We start from the raw sequence: 16,512 nt of genomic DNA on the forward strand, positions 1-16,512 counted from the left end.
GGGCGACCGAAGCAAACCCGGCCCTGGGGGGGGAACGCGCGATGCGCGCCGTGATCATCGGCACCGGCGGCTACCTGCCGGAACGGGCCGTGACGAATGACCAGCTGGCAGCGGAAAAGGGGCTCGACACCTCCGATTCCTGGATCCGCGAACGCACCGGCATCGGCCAGCGCCATTTCGCCGCGGAAGGGGAGACGGCCTCCTCCATGGGCGCCGCCGCCTGCCGGGCCGCCCTCGCCCAGGGTGGCGCTGACGTGGCCGAGGTGGACTGCATCATCGTCGCCACCGCGACGCCGGACAGCGCCTTCCCCTCCACCGCCGCCCGCATCCAGGGCGCGCTCGGCGTCACTCGCGGCATGGCCTTCGACGTGGCGGCGGCCTGCACCGGCTTCATCTACGCGCTCGGCATCGCCGACGCCCTGATCCGGACCGGCCAGGCCACCGGCGTGCTGGTGGTCGGCACCGAAGTCTATTCCCGCATCCTTGACTGGTCGGACCGCGGCACCTGCGTGCTGTTCGGCGATGGCGCCGGCGCCGTCTTCCTGCGCGCGGGCGATCCCGCGCCGGGTGATGGGCTGCTCTCCACCCACATGCATGCCGATGGACGGCACGGGGATATCCTGGCTGTCGATGGTGGCGCCGGATCCACCGGCGGCACGGGCGTGGTGCGCATGGCGGGGCGGGAGGTGTTCAAGCACGCCGTCACCAAGCTGGCCTCCGCGGTGGATGAGGCGCTGGAGGCGAACGGCCTCGACCAATCCGCCGTCGCCTGGCTGGTGCCGCACCAGGCCAATGTCCGGATCATCGAGGCGATGGGCAGGAAGCTCGGCCTGCCGCTGGACCGCGTGGTCATCACGGTGGACCGCCACGCCAATACCTCCGCCGCCTCCATCCCCCTGGCGCTGGCGGAGGCGACGCGGGACGGGCGCATCAAGCGGGGCGACCTGGTGCTGATGGAAGCCATCGGCGGCGGGCTGACCTGGGGCGCCGCCCTCGCGCGTTTCTGACCGGAACGGCGCGCAATCAGTGTGTTGCGCAGCTTTCCTGAGGGTTTGCGCGAAGCCGGACACGGCCCCGTGAAACCCCATGGTTGACGGCCCCTGCGGATACCGGTTTTCTTGCGGGATGAATGGCTTGCAGGGGCCTGTTGTGGCATGACGACGATGACCCGCGCCCATCTCGCGGAGGCGATCTACGCCCAGGTCGGGCTCTCCCGGAACGAGAGCGCGGCGCTGCTGGAGACCGTGCTGGAGAAGATGTCAGCGGCGCTGGAGGCTGGCGAGCCGGTGAAGATCTCCGCCTTCGGCTCCTTCGTGGTGCGCCAGAAGGGCAAGCGCGTCGGCCGCAACCCCAAGACGGGGGTGGAGGTGCCGATCCAGCCCCGCAAGGTCCTGGCCTTCCGGCCCTCCCATGTGCTGAAGGCCCGGCTCAACCCCGGCCAGGCGCCTGATGCGGGCAGCGACGACGAATGAGCGACGAGCAGGTCGATGCCGATGGCCGCGCGCGACCGCGAAAGGCCCCCACGGCCTTCCGCACCATCAGCGAGGTCGCGGACGACCTGCAGATCCCCCAGCATGTGCTGCGCTTCTGGGAGACCAAATTCCCCCAACTCAAGCCGCTGAAGCGCGGCGGCGGCCGGCGCTACTACCGGCCGGAGGATATCGCGCTGCTGAAGCGCGTCAGCGACCTGCTCTACACCCAGGGCTACACCATCAAGGGCGTGCAGCGCCTGCTGCGCGAAGGCGGGATCGAGGAAGCCGGCGGCGCGCCCGAATTGCCGCTCGGCGACCTGGATGAGGCCGATGCGCCCGAGCCGGTGCGGGAGGCGCTGGATGCGCTGGAACGCCTGGCGCATGAACTCCGCGCCCTCGCCGCGCGGGGCTGAAGCCAGGTCTCTGGCCAAGTGGGCCTGATCCCGGCCTCTGGCCAAGTGGGCCTGATCCCGGCCTCTGGCCGGGCGGGGCTGAACGCGCCACCCTGCGGCGCATGATTCCGCAGCCGCACCCCGCATGAAAGCCCTTCGCAAGCTGGCCCCCGCCCCGGGCCTGCTGCTCTGTGACATCCCCCGCCCGCCGCCGCCCGGCCCGGGCGAGGTCCTGGTCCGGGTGGAGGCCGCGGGCATCTGCGGCAGCGACCTGCATATCGAGGATTGGTCGGGCGGCTACGAGTTCATCACCGCCGCCATGCCGGTCACGCTCGGCCACGAACTGGCGGGCCGCGTCGTCGACTCCGGCGAGCCCGGCCTGCCCGCTGGCACGCCCGTGGTGGTCATCCCCTCCGTCACCTGCGGCCGCTGCGCCGCCTGCCTCGGCGATGACCGTGATCGCTGCCTGGACCGGCGGGGCATCGGCATGACGCGGGAAGGGGGCTTCGCGCCCTTCGTCCTGGCCCCCGCCCGCAACTGCCTGCCTTTGCCGCCGGGCTTCGATCCCGCCATCGCCGCGCTGACGGAACCGCTGGTGATCGGCGCGCGCGCCGTCTCCGTGGGCGGTATCGCGCCCGGGGACCGGGTCCTGGTCCTCGGCCCCGGCGCCATCGGCCAGGCGATCGCACTCATGGCGCGGGAGGCGGGCGCGGCGGAGGTCACCATCGCCGGCCGCGACGATGCCCCGCGATTCGCCGTCCTGGAACGCCTGGGTTTTCACGGGTTGCGGGAGGTGGGTAACAAGGGCCTCACCCACCTGGCCGCCAGTGGCCGCTTCGACGTGGTGTTCGAGGCAGTGGGCATGCCCACTCTGGTGGCCGAGGCCCTGCCGCTGCTGCGTCGCGAAGGCGTCCTCGTCATCGCCGGCATCCACCCCTGCCCGGCGGAGATCCCGCTCAACACCGTGGTCCGCGAACAACTCCAGCTCCGCGGCACCAACCGGGGGAAGCAGGCCGATTGGGCGCGGACGCTGGATTTCGTCATCCGCCAGGGGCAGGCTCTCGCCCCCATGGTCACGCATCGACTGCCGTTGCGGGATGCGCTGGACGGCTTCGCCATCACCCGCCGGCGCGACGCCACCAAGGCGGTCCTGCTGCCGGAGCCCGGCGATGAGTGAGCCCGCCTTCCTCGCCCTCTGGAATGATCTGGCCCCGGGGCGGGAGGCCGAATACGAGGAATGGCACGCCCGCGAACATGTGCCCGAACGCGTAGCCGCCCCCGGATTCCGCGCTGGCCGCCGCTACCGCGACCCCGCGCACCCCACCCATCGCTGGTTCACGCTGTATGAGATGGACGGCCTCGATGCCCTCGCCACGCCGGAATACCGGGACCTGCTGGCCAATCCCACGCCCTGGTCCGCCTCCATGCGCCCCGATTTCCGCCACTTCCTCCGCGCGCCGTGCCGGGAGGTGGCGCGCGCGGGAAGCGGCATGGGCGCCGCGCTGGCGGTGCTGCGGCTGCGGGATGCGGCCGGTATCGATGTGACGGCACTCGCCGCCTCGCCCGGCCTGATCGGCGCCCGGCTTGGCCTGCGCGCGCCGGATGACGCGCCCGCGCATCGCCTGGGCACGGGCGGCGCCGGCGCGACGCTGGATTTCACCGCCGTGCTGCTGCTGGAGGCGCAGGACCGGGACTCGGCTGCCCGCGCCTTCGCCTCCGCCGCCGCGCGCTTCGCCCCGGGCGCCGCGCCCGCGGATCTCGGCGGCGTCCACGACCTGCTCTTCGTCTTTCCCGGCGCCGCGCCCGGCGAACGCGCCGCGCATCGCCGCCCGCACTGGAACCCGCCCGCATGAACGCCACCGATCGCATCCCCTTCGGCGCCACGGGGCTGATGATGTCCCGCCTCGGCATCGGCGGCGGCTCGCTGGCCAGCGCGGCCGGGGAGGGGGGCGTGAAGGCCGTCGTCGATGCCGCCTGGGATGCCGGCCTCCGCTACTTCGACACCGCCGCCTATTACGCGGGGGGCGAGAGCGAGCGGCGCCTCGGCCTGGCGCTGCGGGGCCGGAAGCGGGATGCCTATGTCCTTGGCACCAAGACGGGGCGCTACCTGCTGCCCGATGGCACGGATCGCTTCGACTACAGCGCGGCGGGGACGGAGGCCACGATCCGCACCGCGCTGTCGCGCCTGCACACCGAACGCCTCGACCTGGTCTTCATCCATGACGTGCAGCCCAGCCTGCATGGCGATGCCTATGAGGCCCAGCACGCCCTGGCCCTCAAGGGCGCCTTCCCCGTGCTGCAACGGCTGAAGGCCGCGGGCGTGGTCGGCGCCATCGGCGTCGCCATGCGCGATCCCGTGCCGATCCTCCGCCTGTTGCAGGAGGCACCCTTCGATGCCGTGATGCTGGCCGGCGCCTGCACGCTGCTGCACCAGGAAGCCTGCGAGGCGCTGCTGCCGCATTGTGTCGCCACCGGCACGCCCGTGCTCTTCGCCGCCCCCTTCGAGACGGGGATCCTCGCCACCGGCGCCACGCCGGCCGCGCGCTATCGCTACAAGCCCGCGGCCCCCGACCTGCTGGCCCGCACCGCGGCGATCGAGGCCGTCTGCGCCCGCCATGGCGTGACCATCGCCGCCGCCGCGATCCGCTTCCCCCTGCTGTGCCCCGCCGTAAAGGGCGTGGTCGTCGGCCACCAGGCGCCGTCGGAACTCGCGGCCAATTTGGCGCTGCTGGCGGCGGAGCCCCCCGTTGCGCTCTGGTCCGACCTGCTTGCACAGGGGTTGATCCGTGCCATTCCCGCATAGTGTGGCGCCCCGGGGGTTGGCGGCCCCAAACCCCGATGCTATTGCCCCCGCAGTCGGAGCGTAGCGCAGTCTGGTAGCGCATCAGTCTGGGGGACTGGGGGTCGTGGGTTCGAATCCCGCCGCTCCGACCATCCTGAACCGGTTCAGGACTCACGAAGGCCCGGCGGATCGCTCCGCCGGGCCTTCGTGATTCCGGGGTCCTGGTGCTTCCGGGGCCGGTGCGGCCGGTTCAGTTGCCGGCGCGGCCCTCTCGCGGGATGGCGCGCAAGGTCGCGGGTTGCAGCAGCAGGGCGCTGGCCTCGGCTTCCGGCGCGGTCGCCAGCCATTCGGCGAAGCTCTTGAACTCCAGCGCCAGTGCTTCCGCATCCGTGCCGGCGGCGTCGCGCCGCAGCAGGCGCACGACGCGGGCATGTTCGCCGCGCGCGGCCAGGATCAGCGCCAGGTTGTGCCGCGCCCGCTGGGGGGCATCGGCCTCCCGCTCCGCCGGCGCCAGGGTGCGCTCGGCCTCCGGCAGCCGCTTCGCCAGCAGCAGGGACACCGCCTGGTTGCTGCGGATCGTCCAGTCATTCGGCGCCGCGATGCGCGCCTGGCGATAGGCTTCCTGCGCGCGGGCGGTGTCGCCCAGCATGTCGAAGGTCAGCGCTAGCCCGGCGGCGGCGCCGGCATGGCGGGGCGCCTGGGCGCGGGCCGCGGCGAAGGCCGCTTCCCCTGCCGCCAGGTTGCCGGCGCGCAGATGCATGGTGCCCAGCCGCACCAGCCGTTCGGGCGTCGAGCCATCCAGGTCGATCACGCGTTGCAGCGCCGCGGAGGCTTCCGCATGCAGCCCGGCCGCTTCCGCCGCATCCGCCAGGCGGGCCTGGGCGAAGCGATCCTCCGGGCTGGCCTGGGCGGTGGCGCGCAGCTGGTCGATCGGCCGCGGCGCGGGCACGGCGGCGGCCTGGGGGCGCTGGGCCAGCGGGTTGGGCAGGCGCGCGCATCCCGCCATCGTGATGACGCAGGCCGAGGCCACCAGCAGGATCCGGGCAAGGCCGCGCAGGCGGCGCGGCGATGCGGGGGAGGGATGGCGCATGGGCAGGGGGAGGGCTCCGTCGCTGGGATCCGCGGCCGCCGGACCTTGCATTGGGGTGGTGCGCATCACAAGCCCCGTGATGGTGGGGGCGGCAGGCGCCGCGCAGAAGGCGCGATCACTGCACGATCCTGAGGTTCGTCAGCTCATTGGCGATGAGCTGGAAGGTCGGCCGAAGCTGGTCCGGCGTGGTCACCAGGTAGTAGTTCGCCGGCGCCGTCGCGCAGTTCTGGTAGAGGTTGCGCGTGGCCGTGCTGACGGACCCCGTGGTGTTCACCACCATCGTGTAGATCATGATGCCGTTGTTCTTGATGGTGGTGCAGAGCGCGGCAAGGCGGTTGTTCAGCTCCGTCGTCGCCGCCGCGCTGGTGGTGATGGTGCCGCCCAGCCGCCGGTCGCCGAGCCGCCCATAGCCGGTATAGTCGGCATTGCCCGAGATCGCCGGCCCGCCCGCCGCCACCACCACGCTGCTGAGCTGGGAGGAGGAGGGGCAGTCCACGGCTTGCAGGACCATGGTGGGGCCTGGCGCCGCGAAGCCGGCGGCCGCCGTGGGGAAGGACCGCGAATCAGCCGACGAGGTGCAGGCGCCCGGCAGGCCGTTGGGCGAATCGAACCAGTTCTGGTCGCCGTCGGTCATCATCACGATGACCTTGCGCATGTTCGGCGTGTTGTAGGCCAGCGGCAGCGACGTGGCCTGCCCATCCGGCGCGGGGCCGAGGTTCCAGGTGGCGCGCCAGCGCGGGCTCAGCGTCCACCAGCCCGCCAGCAGGCCGAGATTGCCCATGGTGCCGCCGCGGTTGTTGGCCCGCATGCTCTGGATCGTGTCCAGCACGGCGGTCTTGCTGGTGGACAGCGGCAGCACGGGGGTGGAGGGACAGCCGGAATTGGGCCCGACCTGCCAATTGGCGCGCCACTGGAACCAGGATTCCGTGATCGCATCCGTGCCCGTCGTCGTCGCGTTCCACAGCCGCCGCGCCCAGTCATTGTCCCCGGGCATGCGGCTGCCGTTGCGCGTGTACACGCCCAGGGTGGAGGGCCAGTAGAAGGGGCGGAAGGGCACCTCCGCCGGCGTATAGTCGTTGCGGTCGCCATCCGCGGGCGCGCCGGCATAGCCGACCCGCGCTTCCACGCAGCCCCACCAGGTGGTCGGGCTGAAATTGGCGTTGAGGTTCGCGCGCGACGTCGCATCCAGCCAGGCGGTGCGGGTCGGGCCGAGATTCACCGTGGTGGTGAAGGGCACGACGGAGACGTAGAGGTTGCGCTGCGTCTCGTTGTTGCCGAAGACGATGTTGACCAGGTCCGCCGCCGCGACGCGCATCAGGTCGGCATTGTTGTTGACGGCGGAGATGACCTGGTTCGACGCGCGCGGGATGGTGGTGATGGCGCAGTTCGTCGTGGTGCGGTTCGACGGCAGGGTGCAGTTCGTGTCCATCGACCCCGTGATGTCGAGGACGAGCGCCAGTTCCAGCCCCGTATTCGCCCGCTGCGCGCGGGCGGAACCGCGCATGGTGAAGGTGCTGATGCCGATCACATTGGCGAAGGTCGTCGGCATCTGCGCGCTGGCCGTGACCTGGAAGGTCAGCTGGTCCAGCGCGGTCAGCGTCTCCAGCCGCACGCTGGAATCGAGGAAGCTCTTCCAGGACTGCGTCAGGCCGGTCGCCGCCGTCCAGCCCGACTGCTTGACGGACATGTTGGCCCAGAACAGGGAGGAGACTTCGTTGTTCCGGGTCGCGGCCGCCAGGCCGATGTTGCGCGCACCGGCCAGCGCCGCGGCATCCAGCGCCGCGGTCATCCGCGAATAGACCAGCCAGGCGCGCATCCCATCCACGGCGACGGCGACGAAGCCGGTCAGCGGCACCATCATCAGCCCGACCATGATCGCCAGATTGGCGCGGCGGTCGGCCAGCCCGGCGCGCGATCCGCGCAGCAGGCGAAGCAGGGACGCGATCATGCCGGGCAGCCCCCGGTCAGCGTGCTCAGCGTGCCGGTCCGCGGGCGCACGATGGCATAGGTGCGGATGGGCCCCGGGTCCGGCACGGTGAAGCCCAGGAACTTCGTGATCGTCGCCAGCCGCGCCAGGATCTGCCAGGGCCGGGCGGCATTCACCACCTCCACCACCACCAGCGTCTGGCCGCTCGGCACCACCAGGCCGTTCGGCAGGGTCGTCCGCCCCGCGATGGTGGCAGGCAGCGTCGACTCGCCCCGGTAGCAGGTCCAGGACAAGGCGTTCCCGGCGCCAGTATTGCTGACCACGCCGATCGCCGTGCGGGCGCGCGAACTGGCATTGCCGGTCGCCGAATTGGCCATGATGGGAGAGGCGATGCTGTTCGCCGCGTCGAACAGCTGGCTGACGGTGGCCGTGTTCATCGTCTCGTATTGCGAGGTGATGTTGGCGATCTCCATCGCCGTGCGGTCCAGCCGGTACCAGGTGCGCATGTAGAGCAGCGCCTCCGCGACACCGACGAACAGCACCAGCAGCGCCGGCAGCATGATCGCGAATTCCAGCGACGCGATGCCGGCGCGACCGTCATCGCGTCGCATAGGGTTCGTTGCGGGCGATGACGCTGGTGGAATGCCGGAACAGCCCGTTGGGAACCAGGCTGCGGCCGACCGGCGTCAGCGCCGTGGATTGATAGACAATGCGGAAGCGAACGATCTGCCCCGCGGTGCCGAGCCCCGGTGTCGCCACCGTCATCGACCCGATGGAGGCGAAGGATTCCGTCGTCACCGTCAAATTGGTGGCGACGATCGGCATCCCCGAGGATTGCGCGACCACGCGCGCCACGTACTGCGAACTGGTCAGCCCGGATGGCGCGGTCTGCCCCGTCGCCGCCCAGCGCGCGGCCACCCGCGTGCCATGGTCCAGCCCCGCCCCGATGGCGAGCTGCCAGGCGATCTCCATCGTCATGGTGATCAGCGTCAGGAACACCGGTGTCAGCAGCGCGAATTCCAGCGCATAGGCGCCGCGATTGCCGAGCCGGGGGAAGCGGTCGCGGATGCGCTTCACCATGACCGCAGCACCTGCAGGATGGCCGGCCCGCCGACGATCAGGAACAGCGTCGGCAGGATGAAGACGATCATCGGCACGGTCAGCAGCACCGGCAGCCGCGCGGCCCGCGCCTCGAATCGCGTCAGCTGCTCGCCCCGCATCTCATGCGACAGGGTGCGCAGCGCCACCGTGATCGGCGTGCCGAATTGCAGCGACTGCGCCAGCATCACCGCCACGCGGCGCATCACGTCCAGCCGCGTGCGCTCCGCCATGTTCATCAGCGCCGCGCGCCGGTCGGCCAGGATGCGAAGCTCGCTGCCGCACAACGACAATTCGGCGGCGATGGAGCGGTTGGCGGGCGCGATCTCGACCGAAACGCGGTCGATCGCGCCTTCCAGGGAAAGGCCCGCCTCCGTGCAGATCACCATCAGGTCAAGCGCATCCGGCAGGCCCTGCTCCAGCTCCTTCAGGTAGCGCTTGCGCAGCCGCTTGGCGACGAGGTCGGGGATCAGCATCCCGGCGACCGCGGCCATCGCCAGCAGCATGCCCTTGGCGGGCTGCTGCACCTCCGCGACCGTGACCAGCACGAAGGCGAAGGCGGGCACGGAGACGAGCATGACGAGCTTGGCGCCGAGGAAGACCGGCAGCGCGCCGCTGCTGCGGAAGCCGGCCGCCGACAGTGTCTGCTCCAGATCCGCCACGGTGCGGGGGGAGAGGATGCCCGCCCGCGTCAGCGCGGTGCCGAGCCGCGCGAATCCCTGCAGCACCGCGCGCTGCAGCGACCACGGCACCGCCACCTGGTCCACGCCGACGCCGCGCTGCACCGCCAGCAGCCGCGTCGCCACGCGCTGCTCCGCCCGCAGCGTGCGCGCCAGCACCAGCCCGACCAGGGCCAGCACGATGCCCGCCAGCAGCATGATGATGGCGAGTTCCGTCGTCATGACAGCGACTTCTTGATGATGCCCTGCATGCTCAGGATGCCGAACAGCAGCATGCCGATGGCCAGCGCCAGGATGCGCTGCCCGCTTTCATCGTTGATCAGGACGGCGGCGTAGGACGGGTTCAGCAGCGCGATCAGCCCGCCCGCGCCGAAGGGCAGCCCGGCCAGGATGGCGGCGGATGTCCGCGCCTCCGATGCCAGCGCCAGGCCGCGGGCGCGCAGCGCGACGCGCTTGCGCACCACATCGGCCAGGTTCTCCAGCGTCTCCGACAGCCCGCCGCCGGTCTGCGCCTGCAGCGACATGGCGGTGGAGAAGAAGCGGTATTCCGGCACGCCGTTCTTCAGCGCCGTCTCCTCCAGCGCCCGGTCGAAGGGCATGCCGATGGAAAGCCGGTCGGCGATCTTGCGGAACTCCTCGGCCGTCGGCATCGGCGCTTCCTTGGCGACGGTGCGCATCGCCTCCGTCGCGGGAATGCCGATGCGCGTGGCGCGGATGACGAGGCCGAGCGCATCCGGCAGCTGGATGAACAGCCGCCGGCGATGCTGGCCGTGGAAGCGGGCGAACATGATCCGCGCGATGAACAGCCAGGCCACGGGCGTCGCCACCACGATGGCCTCCCCCGCGATCACCGCCACCATGCCGAGCCCGAGCCGCGCCGCCACCAGCGACAGCACCAGCACCAGCCACCAGGGCAGGGGATAGTGGTGGCGAAGCTCCGGCACGATGCCGAACAGGGCCGCCACCTTGGGCATCAGGGGCGACCGCGCGAAGGTCTGCGACAGGCTCGGCCGCACGGCGCGGACCGTGACGTTCTGGAGATAGGGCGACACCACGCCGGCGATCCGCGCCTGCCGCTTCTCCGAACGGCCCAGCGCGGACAGCCCCATCACCACGCCGATCGCCAGCGTGGCGAAGATCACCCCGCCGACCAGGACCAGCGTCTCGGGGCTCATCGGTCGGGCTCGTCGAAGGCGGCCATCCAGGCGCGCTCCAGGCCGAAATAGGCCAGGCGCTGGGTGAAGGCGGGACGCGCGCGGTTGACGCGCCAGCGCACCTTCAGCCTGCCATCCGCATCCTCGCCATCATGCTCCGCCAGGAAGATGTCGTTGAGGGTGAAGACCTCGCCCTCCATCCCCACCAGCTCGGTCACCTGCGTCACGCGGCGGACGCCGTCGCGCTGGCGTTCCACCTGCACGATGATGTCGACGGCGCTGGCGATCTGCGTGCGCACGGCGCGCGTCGGCAAGCCGAAATTGCCCATCGTCACCATGTTCTCGATACGGATCAGCGCATCGCGGGACGTGTTGGCGTGGATCGTGCTCATGCTGCCGTCATGGCCCGTATTCATGGCCTGGAGCATGTCGAAGGCTTCCGCGCCGCGGCACTCGCCGAGGATGATGCGGTCGGGCCGCATGCGGAGCGCGTTGCGCACCAGGTCGCGCTGGTTGATCTCGCCCCGGCCTTCGAGCGAGGCCGGGCGCGTCTCCAGCCGCACGACATGGGGCTGCTGCAATTGCAGCTCCGCCGCGTCCTCCACCGTGATCACCCGTTCGCCCGGGTCGATCAGGCGGCTCATCGCGTTCAGCAGCGTCGTCTTCCCCGAACCCGTGCCGCCGGAGATGATGACGTTCAGCCGGCATTGCGACGCGATCTGCAGCACGCGCGCCATCTGGCGCGGGATCGACCCGTTCTCCACCAGCTTGTCGAAGTCGATCAGCTTGCGGGAGAACTTACGAATCGAGAGGCAGGGCCCGTCGAGCGCCAGCGGCGGGAAGACGATGTTGATGCGGCTGCCATCCTGCAGGCGCGCATCGACCATCGGGCTGCTTTCATCCACCCGCCGCCCCACCGCCGCGGCGATGCGCTGCGCGATGTTGGCGAGGTGCTGCGAATCGCGGAACCGCACGCCGGACAGCGTGACCTTGCCGCGCTGCTCGATGAACACCTTCTCCGGTCCGTTCACCATGATGTCGGTCACGGTGTCGTCGTCCAGCAGCGGCTCCAGCGGGCCGAGGCCCAGCATGTCATCCACCAGCTCCAGCGCCAGCTGGCGCTGTTCGCGGGCGTTCAGCTGGCGGCGCTGCTCGGTCGCGATCTCCGCCAGCAGCCGCTCCACCTCCGCCGCCAGCCGCTCATGCGGCATGTCCGCGACCATGGCGGGATCGACGCGCTGGAGGCAGAGCGTCCGCAGTTCCGCCATCACCGGGTTGGCGCCCGATGTCGCCGCCTGGCGCGGCCGCGGCGCGAAGGCGGAAGGCGATGCCGGCGACGGGGCGGGCGGCGGCGCCAGGGTGGGCACCGGGGCGGGGGTCGAATCGCTGCGGCGGCGGCCGAAGCTCGGGGTGGCGAAGCCGCTCATTTCCGGAACAGCTTCCGCAGCTTGGCCAGGCGGCTGCCGAGGCCGGGCGGGGGCGCGGATGCCGCGCCGCAGGCCACCGCGACCCGCGCGATGCCATCGCGGAAGGCACCCTCCACGGCCTGGCCCAGCGTCGCCGCTTCCTCGACCTTGCGGGCCTGGTCGGGGATCACGACGTCCGGTTCCTGCTTCATCACCTCGGTGATCTTGGCGGTCGAAAGGCCGCCCGGGCGGCCGGCGCGGTTGAGGACGAGGAGAGGGCGGCTTGCCTGGCCGCTGCCGGGGGGCAGCATCAGCAGCCGCAGCGCATCCCGCACGCAGGCCAGTGTCGGTTCCATGACGATGACGCGCTGCTGCGCGATGTCCAGCAGCTCGTGCCCGAAGCCCGCGGGCTGGAAGGGCACGTCGGCGACGATGAAGTTGTAGCGGCGCCGCGCCAGGCTGATCAGCCTGTCCGCCGCGCCGGTCGCGTAGTTCACCGGGGCGTTCAGCTGTTCCTCCGCCGCCAGCACATGCAGCCGGTCATTCACGGCATGGGCGGTGCGCTCCACGAACAGCTCATCCACGCGGGCGGGCTGTTCCAGGGCGGTGCGCAGGCCGCCACCTGCCTCCGCCGCCAGCATCAGCGCCAGCGTCCCGCGCTGCGTATCCGCATCCAGCGCCAGGCTGTGCCGCTTGGCGACATTGGCGAGATACCACGCCAGGTTCCCCGCGATGGAGGAGGCGCCGACGCCGCCCCGCGCGCCGGTGATGGTCAGCAGCCTTCCGCCGCGCACCGTGCGTTCCTGCCGCTTGCGGGCGACGACGGCGCCGAAATTCTCCGCGATCAGCGCCGCCGTCAGCGGCTTGTACATGTAGTCCGCGACGCCGACGTTGCGCGTGATGTGGCGGTAGAAGCCGAGGTCCGTGCGGTCGCCGATCACCAGCACACGGACGTCGGGTTCCACCACCTCCGACAGATCCTCCAGCGCCGCGAAGGGCTGGGGATGGCCGGTGAGGTCCACGAGCAGCGTCCAGGGCGTGGGCGTGGTGCGCAGCAGGGCGATGGCGGCGTTGATGTCGCCGCGGCGGAATTCCGAACCCGGCGGCGCCAGGTCCTGGAACCCTTCGCGCAGCGTCGCTTCCGTCGTGGCATCGGTCGCGAAGCAGATCAGCGGCTTGCGGTCCGTGCGGAAGGAGGCGGCGGTCTCCTCCCCCGCCTCCGCCGCCAGCTTGTCGAAGGCGTTCATTGCGCGCCCCCGATGCCGGAGGCCCCGGCCATGCCCTGGGTGGTGGCGGAGGCCGGCAGGTTCCGCACGCGGTCCTGCAGCAGCCGCTGCACGGCGGCGGTGGCGAGTTCGCCCATCGCGTCCGGTGCCGCCTGGCCCTGGGTGTAGTCCGTGGGCGTCGCCAGCATCTGGATCAGGTTCGCCTCATTGGCGCCGTTCGGGCGCCAGTTCCCCTCCCGCGAATAGGGGTCGAGGCCGCTGCCGGTGCAGGCGCCCAGCAGCAGCGCGGTGCCGAGGACGGTGATGCGGATCGTCTTCATGGCATGGAGAACCCCGCCATGCCCGGCAGCCGGGGCGGGCCGCCGCGCGGTGATCCCAACTGCCGCCCTAGCATCCCGCGATCGATGTCATCGGCCTGCAACTGCCGGTCCGTCGGCGCGCGCAGCGCGTTCGGGTCCGTCGTGCCGCGCACGATGTAGGGGGTGATGATGATCACCAGCTCCGTCTCGTTCCGCTGGAAGCTGTCGGAACGGAAAAGCTGGCCGATGATCGGCAATTCGCCGATCCCGGGCAGGGCGCGGCCCGTGCTGGTGGAGGCGTCCGTCAGCAGCCCCGCGATGGCGAAGGACTGGCCGCTGCCGAGTTCCACCGTCGTCTCCGCCCGCCGCACGGTCAGCGCGGGGATCTGGATGGAGGCATTGCCGCTGGAAAGCCGCACCGCGCCCTGTTCGGTCAGCTCGCTGACCTCCGGCCGCACGCGCAGGCTGATCCGGTTCGGCGCCAGCACCGTCGGCACGAAGGCGAGCCCGACGCCGTATTCCTTGAACTGGATCGTGATGTTGCCGTCGCGGAGCCCGACCGGGATGGGGAATTCGCCGCCGGCCAGGAAGCTCGCGGTCTCGCCGCTCATCGCCGTCAGGTTCGGCTCCGCCAGCAGGCGAATCAGCCGGTCCCGCGCCAGCAGGTCGATCAGCGCATTCACGTCCGGCGTGCCGCTATAGGCGGCAGCGATCCGGGAGGGTGAGTTGATGGCGCTGGTCAGCAGGTTCTGCGTTGTCAGGTTGAGCGAGAAGCGGCCGACATTGCCGATGTTCTGCCAGTCGATGCCGATCGCCCGCGCCACTTCCCGCGACACTTCGGCGATGCGCACGCGCAGGTTCACCTGCACCTGCCCCAGCACGACGAGGCGGTTGTCGAGCGTCTGGCCCTCCGCCAGGTGTCCGCGGGCGATGGCGACGGCCTGCTCGGCCTCGGCGGGGGTGTTGACCTCCCCCAGCAGGGCCAGGCCGCCGGGGCGCGTCTCGATCCGCGCGTTCCGGCTGGGCATCACGCGCGACAGCACCGATTGCGCCTCGGGCGCCGTGAAGGCCGTCGGGCGCACCGTCACCTCATGCTGCGCCACCACCGTGCCATCCGAATCCAGCGCGGCGACCGTGGTGCGGCCCGGCGCGACGCCGAAGACGAAGAGCGAGGTGGGGCTGGCGGGTCGCACCTCCGCCACCCGCGGATCGGCCGCGAAGACGGAGGCGACGGGGCGGGAGGTCTGCACGACGCGGCCGGAACCGGCGCTGAGCGCCAGCGGCGCGCCGCCCTGCAGCACCGTGCCGCCCGGGGCGATGCCGGGGGTCGCGGCGGGCCGGGCCTGCTGGGGCTGTGCCGGGGTGGGGGCCAGCGTCTGCGCCGGCGCAAGCGCCGGCACGACCAGCGCCGCGCCCAGCAGGCAGGGCAGCAGGGCGGCGGAAAGCCTGAGGCGAAGGGCGGGGGTCAGAACCGGAACTCCTCACGACGATTCCCGCCCAGATGGACCTGGATGGGTCGCGGATTCGTGACCGTTCCGGGGGCCGCACGCAACGCCGGCGACACATCGCCCCCCCAGGTCACGCTATCCGTCTCCTGCACCGCATCGCCTTCGCGGTTCGAACTCGCGCGGACGGTCAGGCTGAGGCGACCGAGGCGCGCGGCGACGGCCAGGCGTTCCGCCGCATGGGGCGCCACTTCCAGCGTCACGGTGCGGACCTGGCGGTTGGCCTCCGGCCCATCGCCCACGGCGCCCTGCACGATCGCCTGGTCGATGGCGATGACGCGGCTGTCGATCAGCACGGTCTGGCCGGCGATGCGGCGTTCGAGCGGCACCGTCTCATCCCCGATCGTCTGGGTCAGCACGACATCCACCCGGTCCCCCGGCCAGATCAGGCCGGAGATGCCGCTGATGGCGTCCACGCCGATGGAGGCCGCGCGCATGCCGGGCGCGAGCAGCGCGGCCAGGAAGCCGCGGTCGCCGGGGCGCAGGAAATCCTCCGCCATGAAGGGGCTGCCCTGGCCGACGGGGCGCAGCGCCATCTGGCCGACCAGCTCCGCGCGCGCCTGGGGCGTGTCGCGCCGCGCTTCGGGCGGCACCGTCGCGACATCGAGCTCGACGGAGGTGATGTCGTCCGGCCGCAGCAGGGACCCCGCGCGGATCGGCCGCGCGGCGGACAGGAAGCTGCCGCGCACCGGGGCGGAGACGATCTCCTGCGGCGTCGGCGCCGGGCGCAGGCCGATCCAGGCCACGCCAAGGAAGCCGACCAGGCCCAGGATCAGGACCGAGAACAGGGTGAAGCGGAGGACCATGGGACTACCTCAGCCGGCCAGCGTCAGAAGGACGCCGCCGCAGATCGCAACCCCGTAGGGCAGGGGCCCGCCGCGCCGCAGGCGCCACACCTCCGCGCGAAAGGCACGGGCGGGGAGGGACACGGCGCGCGGCGGAATGGGAAGGGGGCGGCGGCCGCGGAAGGCGAGGTAGACCAGGGACAGCGCCCCGCCGGCCAGCGCGATCGCCACCAGCATGTCGGCGACGGAGCCCGGCGGCGGCAGCAGCGCGCAGGCCGCCAGCAGCTTCACATCGCCGCCGCCCATGACGTGGTAGCGCCAGGCGATCGCGGCGACGGCAAAGACCAGGACGAAGGCGAGAAGCCCCCAGGCCAGGTCACCCTCGGCGGCGCGCAGCGCCAGGCCCAGCAGGGCGACGAAGGCGGGGATGGCATTCGGGATGGTGCGCGCCACCATGTCGTGCAGGGCCGCGGCGATCAGGGCGATGGCGGCGAGCGGCGCGACGGCGTCCATCATGGACATGGGTGTGTTCCGGAATCCGGCGGCGTGCGGGGTATCGCTACCCCGCCGCGCCGCGTGGCGCGGCGGGGAAGGGGCAGCCGGTCAGAGGGTCAGCTTGGCGACGACGCTGGTGAAGAAGGTGCCGAGGCCGGTGCCGAGGGTCGTGAAGGCGGTGATGACGGCGGCGCCGAGGAT

General features: G+C 71.6%; 18 protein-coding genes and 1 tRNA gene. 7 read left to right on the forward strand and 12 right to left on the reverse strand.

Features of this window, described 5'->3' with window-relative positions; translation table 11 throughout:
• The first annotated feature begins 41 nt into the window (after positions 1-41).
• The 7 genes from BM041_RS12955 (at position 42) to BM041_RS12985 (ending at position 4,798) form a co-directional block, all read left to right on the forward strand.
• On the forward strand, positions 42-1,007 hold the full coding sequence (locus BM041_RS12955) for a beta-ketoacyl-ACP synthase III (protein WP_092960086.1): 966 nt from the start codon (positions 42-44) through the stop codon (positions 1,005-1,007).
• A gap of 147 nt (positions 1,008-1,154) precedes the next feature.
• A complete protein-coding gene (locus tag BM041_RS12960) occupies positions 1,155-1,472 on the forward strand; it encodes an integration host factor subunit alpha (protein ID WP_092960088.1) in 318 nt (105 codons plus the stop codon).
• The gene (locus tag BM041_RS12965; protein ID WP_092960090.1) at positions 1,469-1,885 is read left to right on the forward strand and encodes a MerR family transcriptional regulator; all 417 of its coding nucleotides are present in this window, start codon (positions 1,469-1,471) and stop codon (positions 1,883-1,885) included. Before BM041_RS12960 ends, BM041_RS12965 begins: the two co-directional genes overlap by 4 nt.
• A gap of 124 nt (positions 1,886-2,009) precedes the next feature.
• Positions 2,010-3,041, forward strand: coding sequence for a zinc-dependent alcohol dehydrogenase (locus tag BM041_RS12970; RefSeq protein WP_092960092.1), 1,032 nt, complete (start codon positions 2,010-2,012; stop codon positions 3,039-3,041).
• Complete coding sequence (locus tag BM041_RS12975) at positions 3,034-3,717, forward strand: hypothetical protein (protein WP_092960094.1); 684 nt, start codon at positions 3,034-3,036, stop codon at positions 3,715-3,717. Before BM041_RS12970 ends, BM041_RS12975 begins: the two co-directional genes overlap by 8 nt.
• Positions 3,714-4,667 carry an aldo/keto reductase gene (locus tag BM041_RS12980; RefSeq protein WP_092960096.1) on the forward strand — a complete coding sequence of 318 codons (954 nt, stop codon included), beginning with the start codon at positions 3,714-3,716 and terminating at the stop codon, positions 4,665-4,667. Before BM041_RS12975 ends, BM041_RS12980 begins: the two co-directional genes overlap by 4 nt.
• Before the next feature lie 54 nt (positions 4,668-4,721).
• Positions 4,722-4,798, forward strand: a tRNA-Pro gene (locus BM041_RS12985).
• 98 nt (positions 4,799-4,896) lie between these two features.
• On the opposite strand, the gene BM041_RS12990 is transcribed toward BM041_RS12985, so the two are convergent.
• From BM041_RS12990 to BM041_RS13045, 12 genes are all read right to left on the reverse strand, one after another.
• Positions 4,897-5,736, reverse strand: coding sequence for a tetratricopeptide repeat protein (locus tag BM041_RS12990; RefSeq protein WP_092960098.1), 840 nt, complete (start codon positions 5,734-5,736; stop codon positions 4,897-4,899).
• Between the two features lie 115 nt (positions 5,737-5,851).
• Positions 5,852-7,684, reverse strand: a complete 1,833-nt coding sequence (locus BM041_RS12995) for a pilus assembly protein TadG-related protein (protein ID WP_092960100.1) — start codon at positions 7,682-7,684, stop codon at positions 5,852-5,854.
• Positions 7,681-8,274, reverse strand: coding sequence for a TadE/TadG family type IV pilus assembly protein (locus BM041_RS13000; protein ID WP_092960102.1), 594 nt, complete (start codon positions 8,272-8,274; stop codon positions 7,681-7,683). The genes BM041_RS12995 and BM041_RS13000 overlap by 4 nt, the downstream gene beginning before the upstream one ends.
• Positions 8,261-8,743: a TadE/TadG family type IV pilus assembly protein gene (locus BM041_RS13005; protein WP_092960104.1), complete on the reverse strand. Its 483-nt coding sequence runs from the start codon at positions 8,741-8,743 to the stop codon at positions 8,261-8,263. The genes BM041_RS13000 and BM041_RS13005 overlap by 14 nt, the downstream gene beginning before the upstream one ends.
• Positions 8,737-9,663 (reverse strand): type II secretion system F family protein, encoded by a 927-nt coding sequence (locus BM041_RS13010; RefSeq protein WP_092960106.1) that lies wholly within the window; start codon positions 9,661-9,663, stop codon positions 8,737-8,739. Before BM041_RS13010 ends, BM041_RS13005 begins: the two co-directional genes overlap by 7 nt.
• Positions 9,660-10,616, reverse strand: coding sequence for a type II secretion system F family protein (locus tag BM041_RS13015; RefSeq protein WP_092960108.1), 957 nt, complete (start codon positions 10,614-10,616; stop codon positions 9,660-9,662). The genes BM041_RS13010 and BM041_RS13015 overlap by 4 nt, the downstream gene beginning before the upstream one ends.
• A complete protein-coding gene (locus BM041_RS13020) occupies positions 10,613-12,022 on the reverse strand; it encodes a CpaF family protein (protein ID WP_092960110.1) in 1,410 nt (469 codons plus the stop codon). Before BM041_RS13020 ends, BM041_RS13015 begins: the two co-directional genes overlap by 4 nt.
• Positions 12,019-13,248, reverse strand: coding sequence for an AAA family ATPase (locus BM041_RS13025; RefSeq protein WP_092960112.1), 1,230 nt, complete (start codon positions 13,246-13,248; stop codon positions 12,019-12,021). Before BM041_RS13025 ends, BM041_RS13020 begins: the two co-directional genes overlap by 4 nt.
• Positions 13,245-13,547: a hypothetical protein gene (locus tag BM041_RS13030; RefSeq protein WP_092960114.1), complete on the reverse strand. Its 303-nt coding sequence runs from the start codon at positions 13,545-13,547 to the stop codon at positions 13,245-13,247. Before BM041_RS13030 ends, BM041_RS13025 begins: the two co-directional genes overlap by 4 nt.
• Positions 13,544-14,926 (reverse strand): type II and III secretion system protein family protein, encoded by a 1,383-nt coding sequence (locus tag BM041_RS13035; protein WP_092960116.1) that lies wholly within the window; start codon positions 14,924-14,926, stop codon positions 13,544-13,546. Before BM041_RS13035 ends, BM041_RS13030 begins: the two co-directional genes overlap by 4 nt.
• Positions 14,927-14,991: 65 nt before the next feature.
• Entirely contained in the window at positions 14,992-15,837 is an 846-nt protein-coding gene (gene cpaB, locus BM041_RS13040) for a Flp pilus assembly protein CpaB (RefSeq protein WP_092960118.1), read from the reverse strand.
• 9 nt (positions 15,838-15,846) lie between these two features.
• Complete coding sequence (locus BM041_RS13045; RefSeq protein WP_092960120.1) at positions 15,847-16,338, reverse strand: A24 family peptidase; 492 nt, start codon at positions 16,336-16,338, stop codon at positions 15,847-15,849.
• Positions 16,339-16,512: the final 174 nt, after the last annotated feature.

The organism is Falsiroseomonas stagni DSM 19981 (assembly GCF_900114315.1).
In the GTDB taxonomy this organism is placed as follows: domain Bacteria; phylum Pseudomonadota; class Alphaproteobacteria; order Acetobacterales; family Acetobacteraceae; genus Falsiroseomonas; species Falsiroseomonas stagni.

Coding starts and splice junctions, on each gene's coding strand:
- BM041_RS13005 (WP_092960104.1), bottom strand. CDS start 8,743: ATGGTGAAGCGCATCCGCGACCGCTTCCCCCGGCTCGGCAATCGCGGC.
- BM041_RS12970 (WP_092960092.1), top strand. CDS start 2,010: ATGAAAGCCCTTCGCAAGCTGGCCCCCGCCCCGGGCCTGCTGCTCTGT.
- BM041_RS12995 (WP_092960100.1), bottom strand. CDS start 7,684: ATGATCGCGTCCCTGCTTCGCCTGCTGCGCGGATCGCGCGCCGGGCTG.
- BM041_RS12975 (WP_092960094.1), top strand. CDS start 3,034: ATGAGTGAGCCCGCCTTCCTCGCCCTCTGGAATGATCTGGCCCCGGGG.
- BM041_RS12960 (WP_092960088.1), top strand. CDS start 1,155: ATGACGACGATGACCCGCGCCCATCTCGCGGAGGCGATCTACGCCCAG.
- BM041_RS13015 (WP_092960108.1), bottom strand. CDS start 10,616: ATGAGCCCCGAGACGCTGGTCCTGGTCGGCGGGGTGATCTTCGCCACG.
- BM041_RS13000 (WP_092960102.1), bottom strand. CDS start 8,274: ATGCGACGCGATGACGGTCGCGCCGGCATCGCGTCGCTGGAATTCGCG.
- BM041_RS12990 (WP_092960098.1), bottom strand. CDS start 5,736: ATGCGCCATCCCTCCCCCGCATCGCCGCGCCGCCTGCGCGGCCTTGCC.
- BM041_RS13030 (WP_092960114.1), bottom strand. CDS start 13,547: ATGAAGACGATCCGCATCACCGTCCTCGGCACCGCGCTGCTGCTGGGC.
- BM041_RS13025 (WP_092960112.1), bottom strand. CDS start 13,248: ATGAACGCCTTCGACAAGCTGGCGGCGGAGGCGGGGGAGGAGACCGCC.
- BM041_RS12955 (WP_092960086.1), top strand. CDS start 42: ATGCGCGCCGTGATCATCGGCACCGGCGGCTACCTGCCGGAACGGGCC.
- BM041_RS12965 (WP_092960090.1), top strand. CDS start 1,469: ATGAGCGACGAGCAGGTCGATGCCGATGGCCGCGCGCGACCGCGAAAG.
- cpaB (WP_092960118.1), bottom strand. CDS start 15,837: ATGGTCCTCCGCTTCACCCTGTTCTCGGTCCTGATCCTGGGCCTGGTC.
- BM041_RS13010 (WP_092960106.1), bottom strand. CDS start 9,663: ATGACGACGGAACTCGCCATCATCATGCTGCTGGCGGGCATCGTGCTG.
- BM041_RS12980 (WP_092960096.1), top strand. CDS start 3,714: ATGAACGCCACCGATCGCATCCCCTTCGGCGCCACGGGGCTGATGATG.
- BM041_RS13045 (WP_092960120.1), bottom strand. CDS start 16,338: ATGTCCATGATGGACGCCGTCGCGCCGCTCGCCGCCATCGCCCTGATC.
- BM041_RS13020 (WP_092960110.1), bottom strand. CDS start 12,022: ATGAGCGGCTTCGCCACCCCGAGCTTCGGCCGCCGCCGCAGCGATTCG.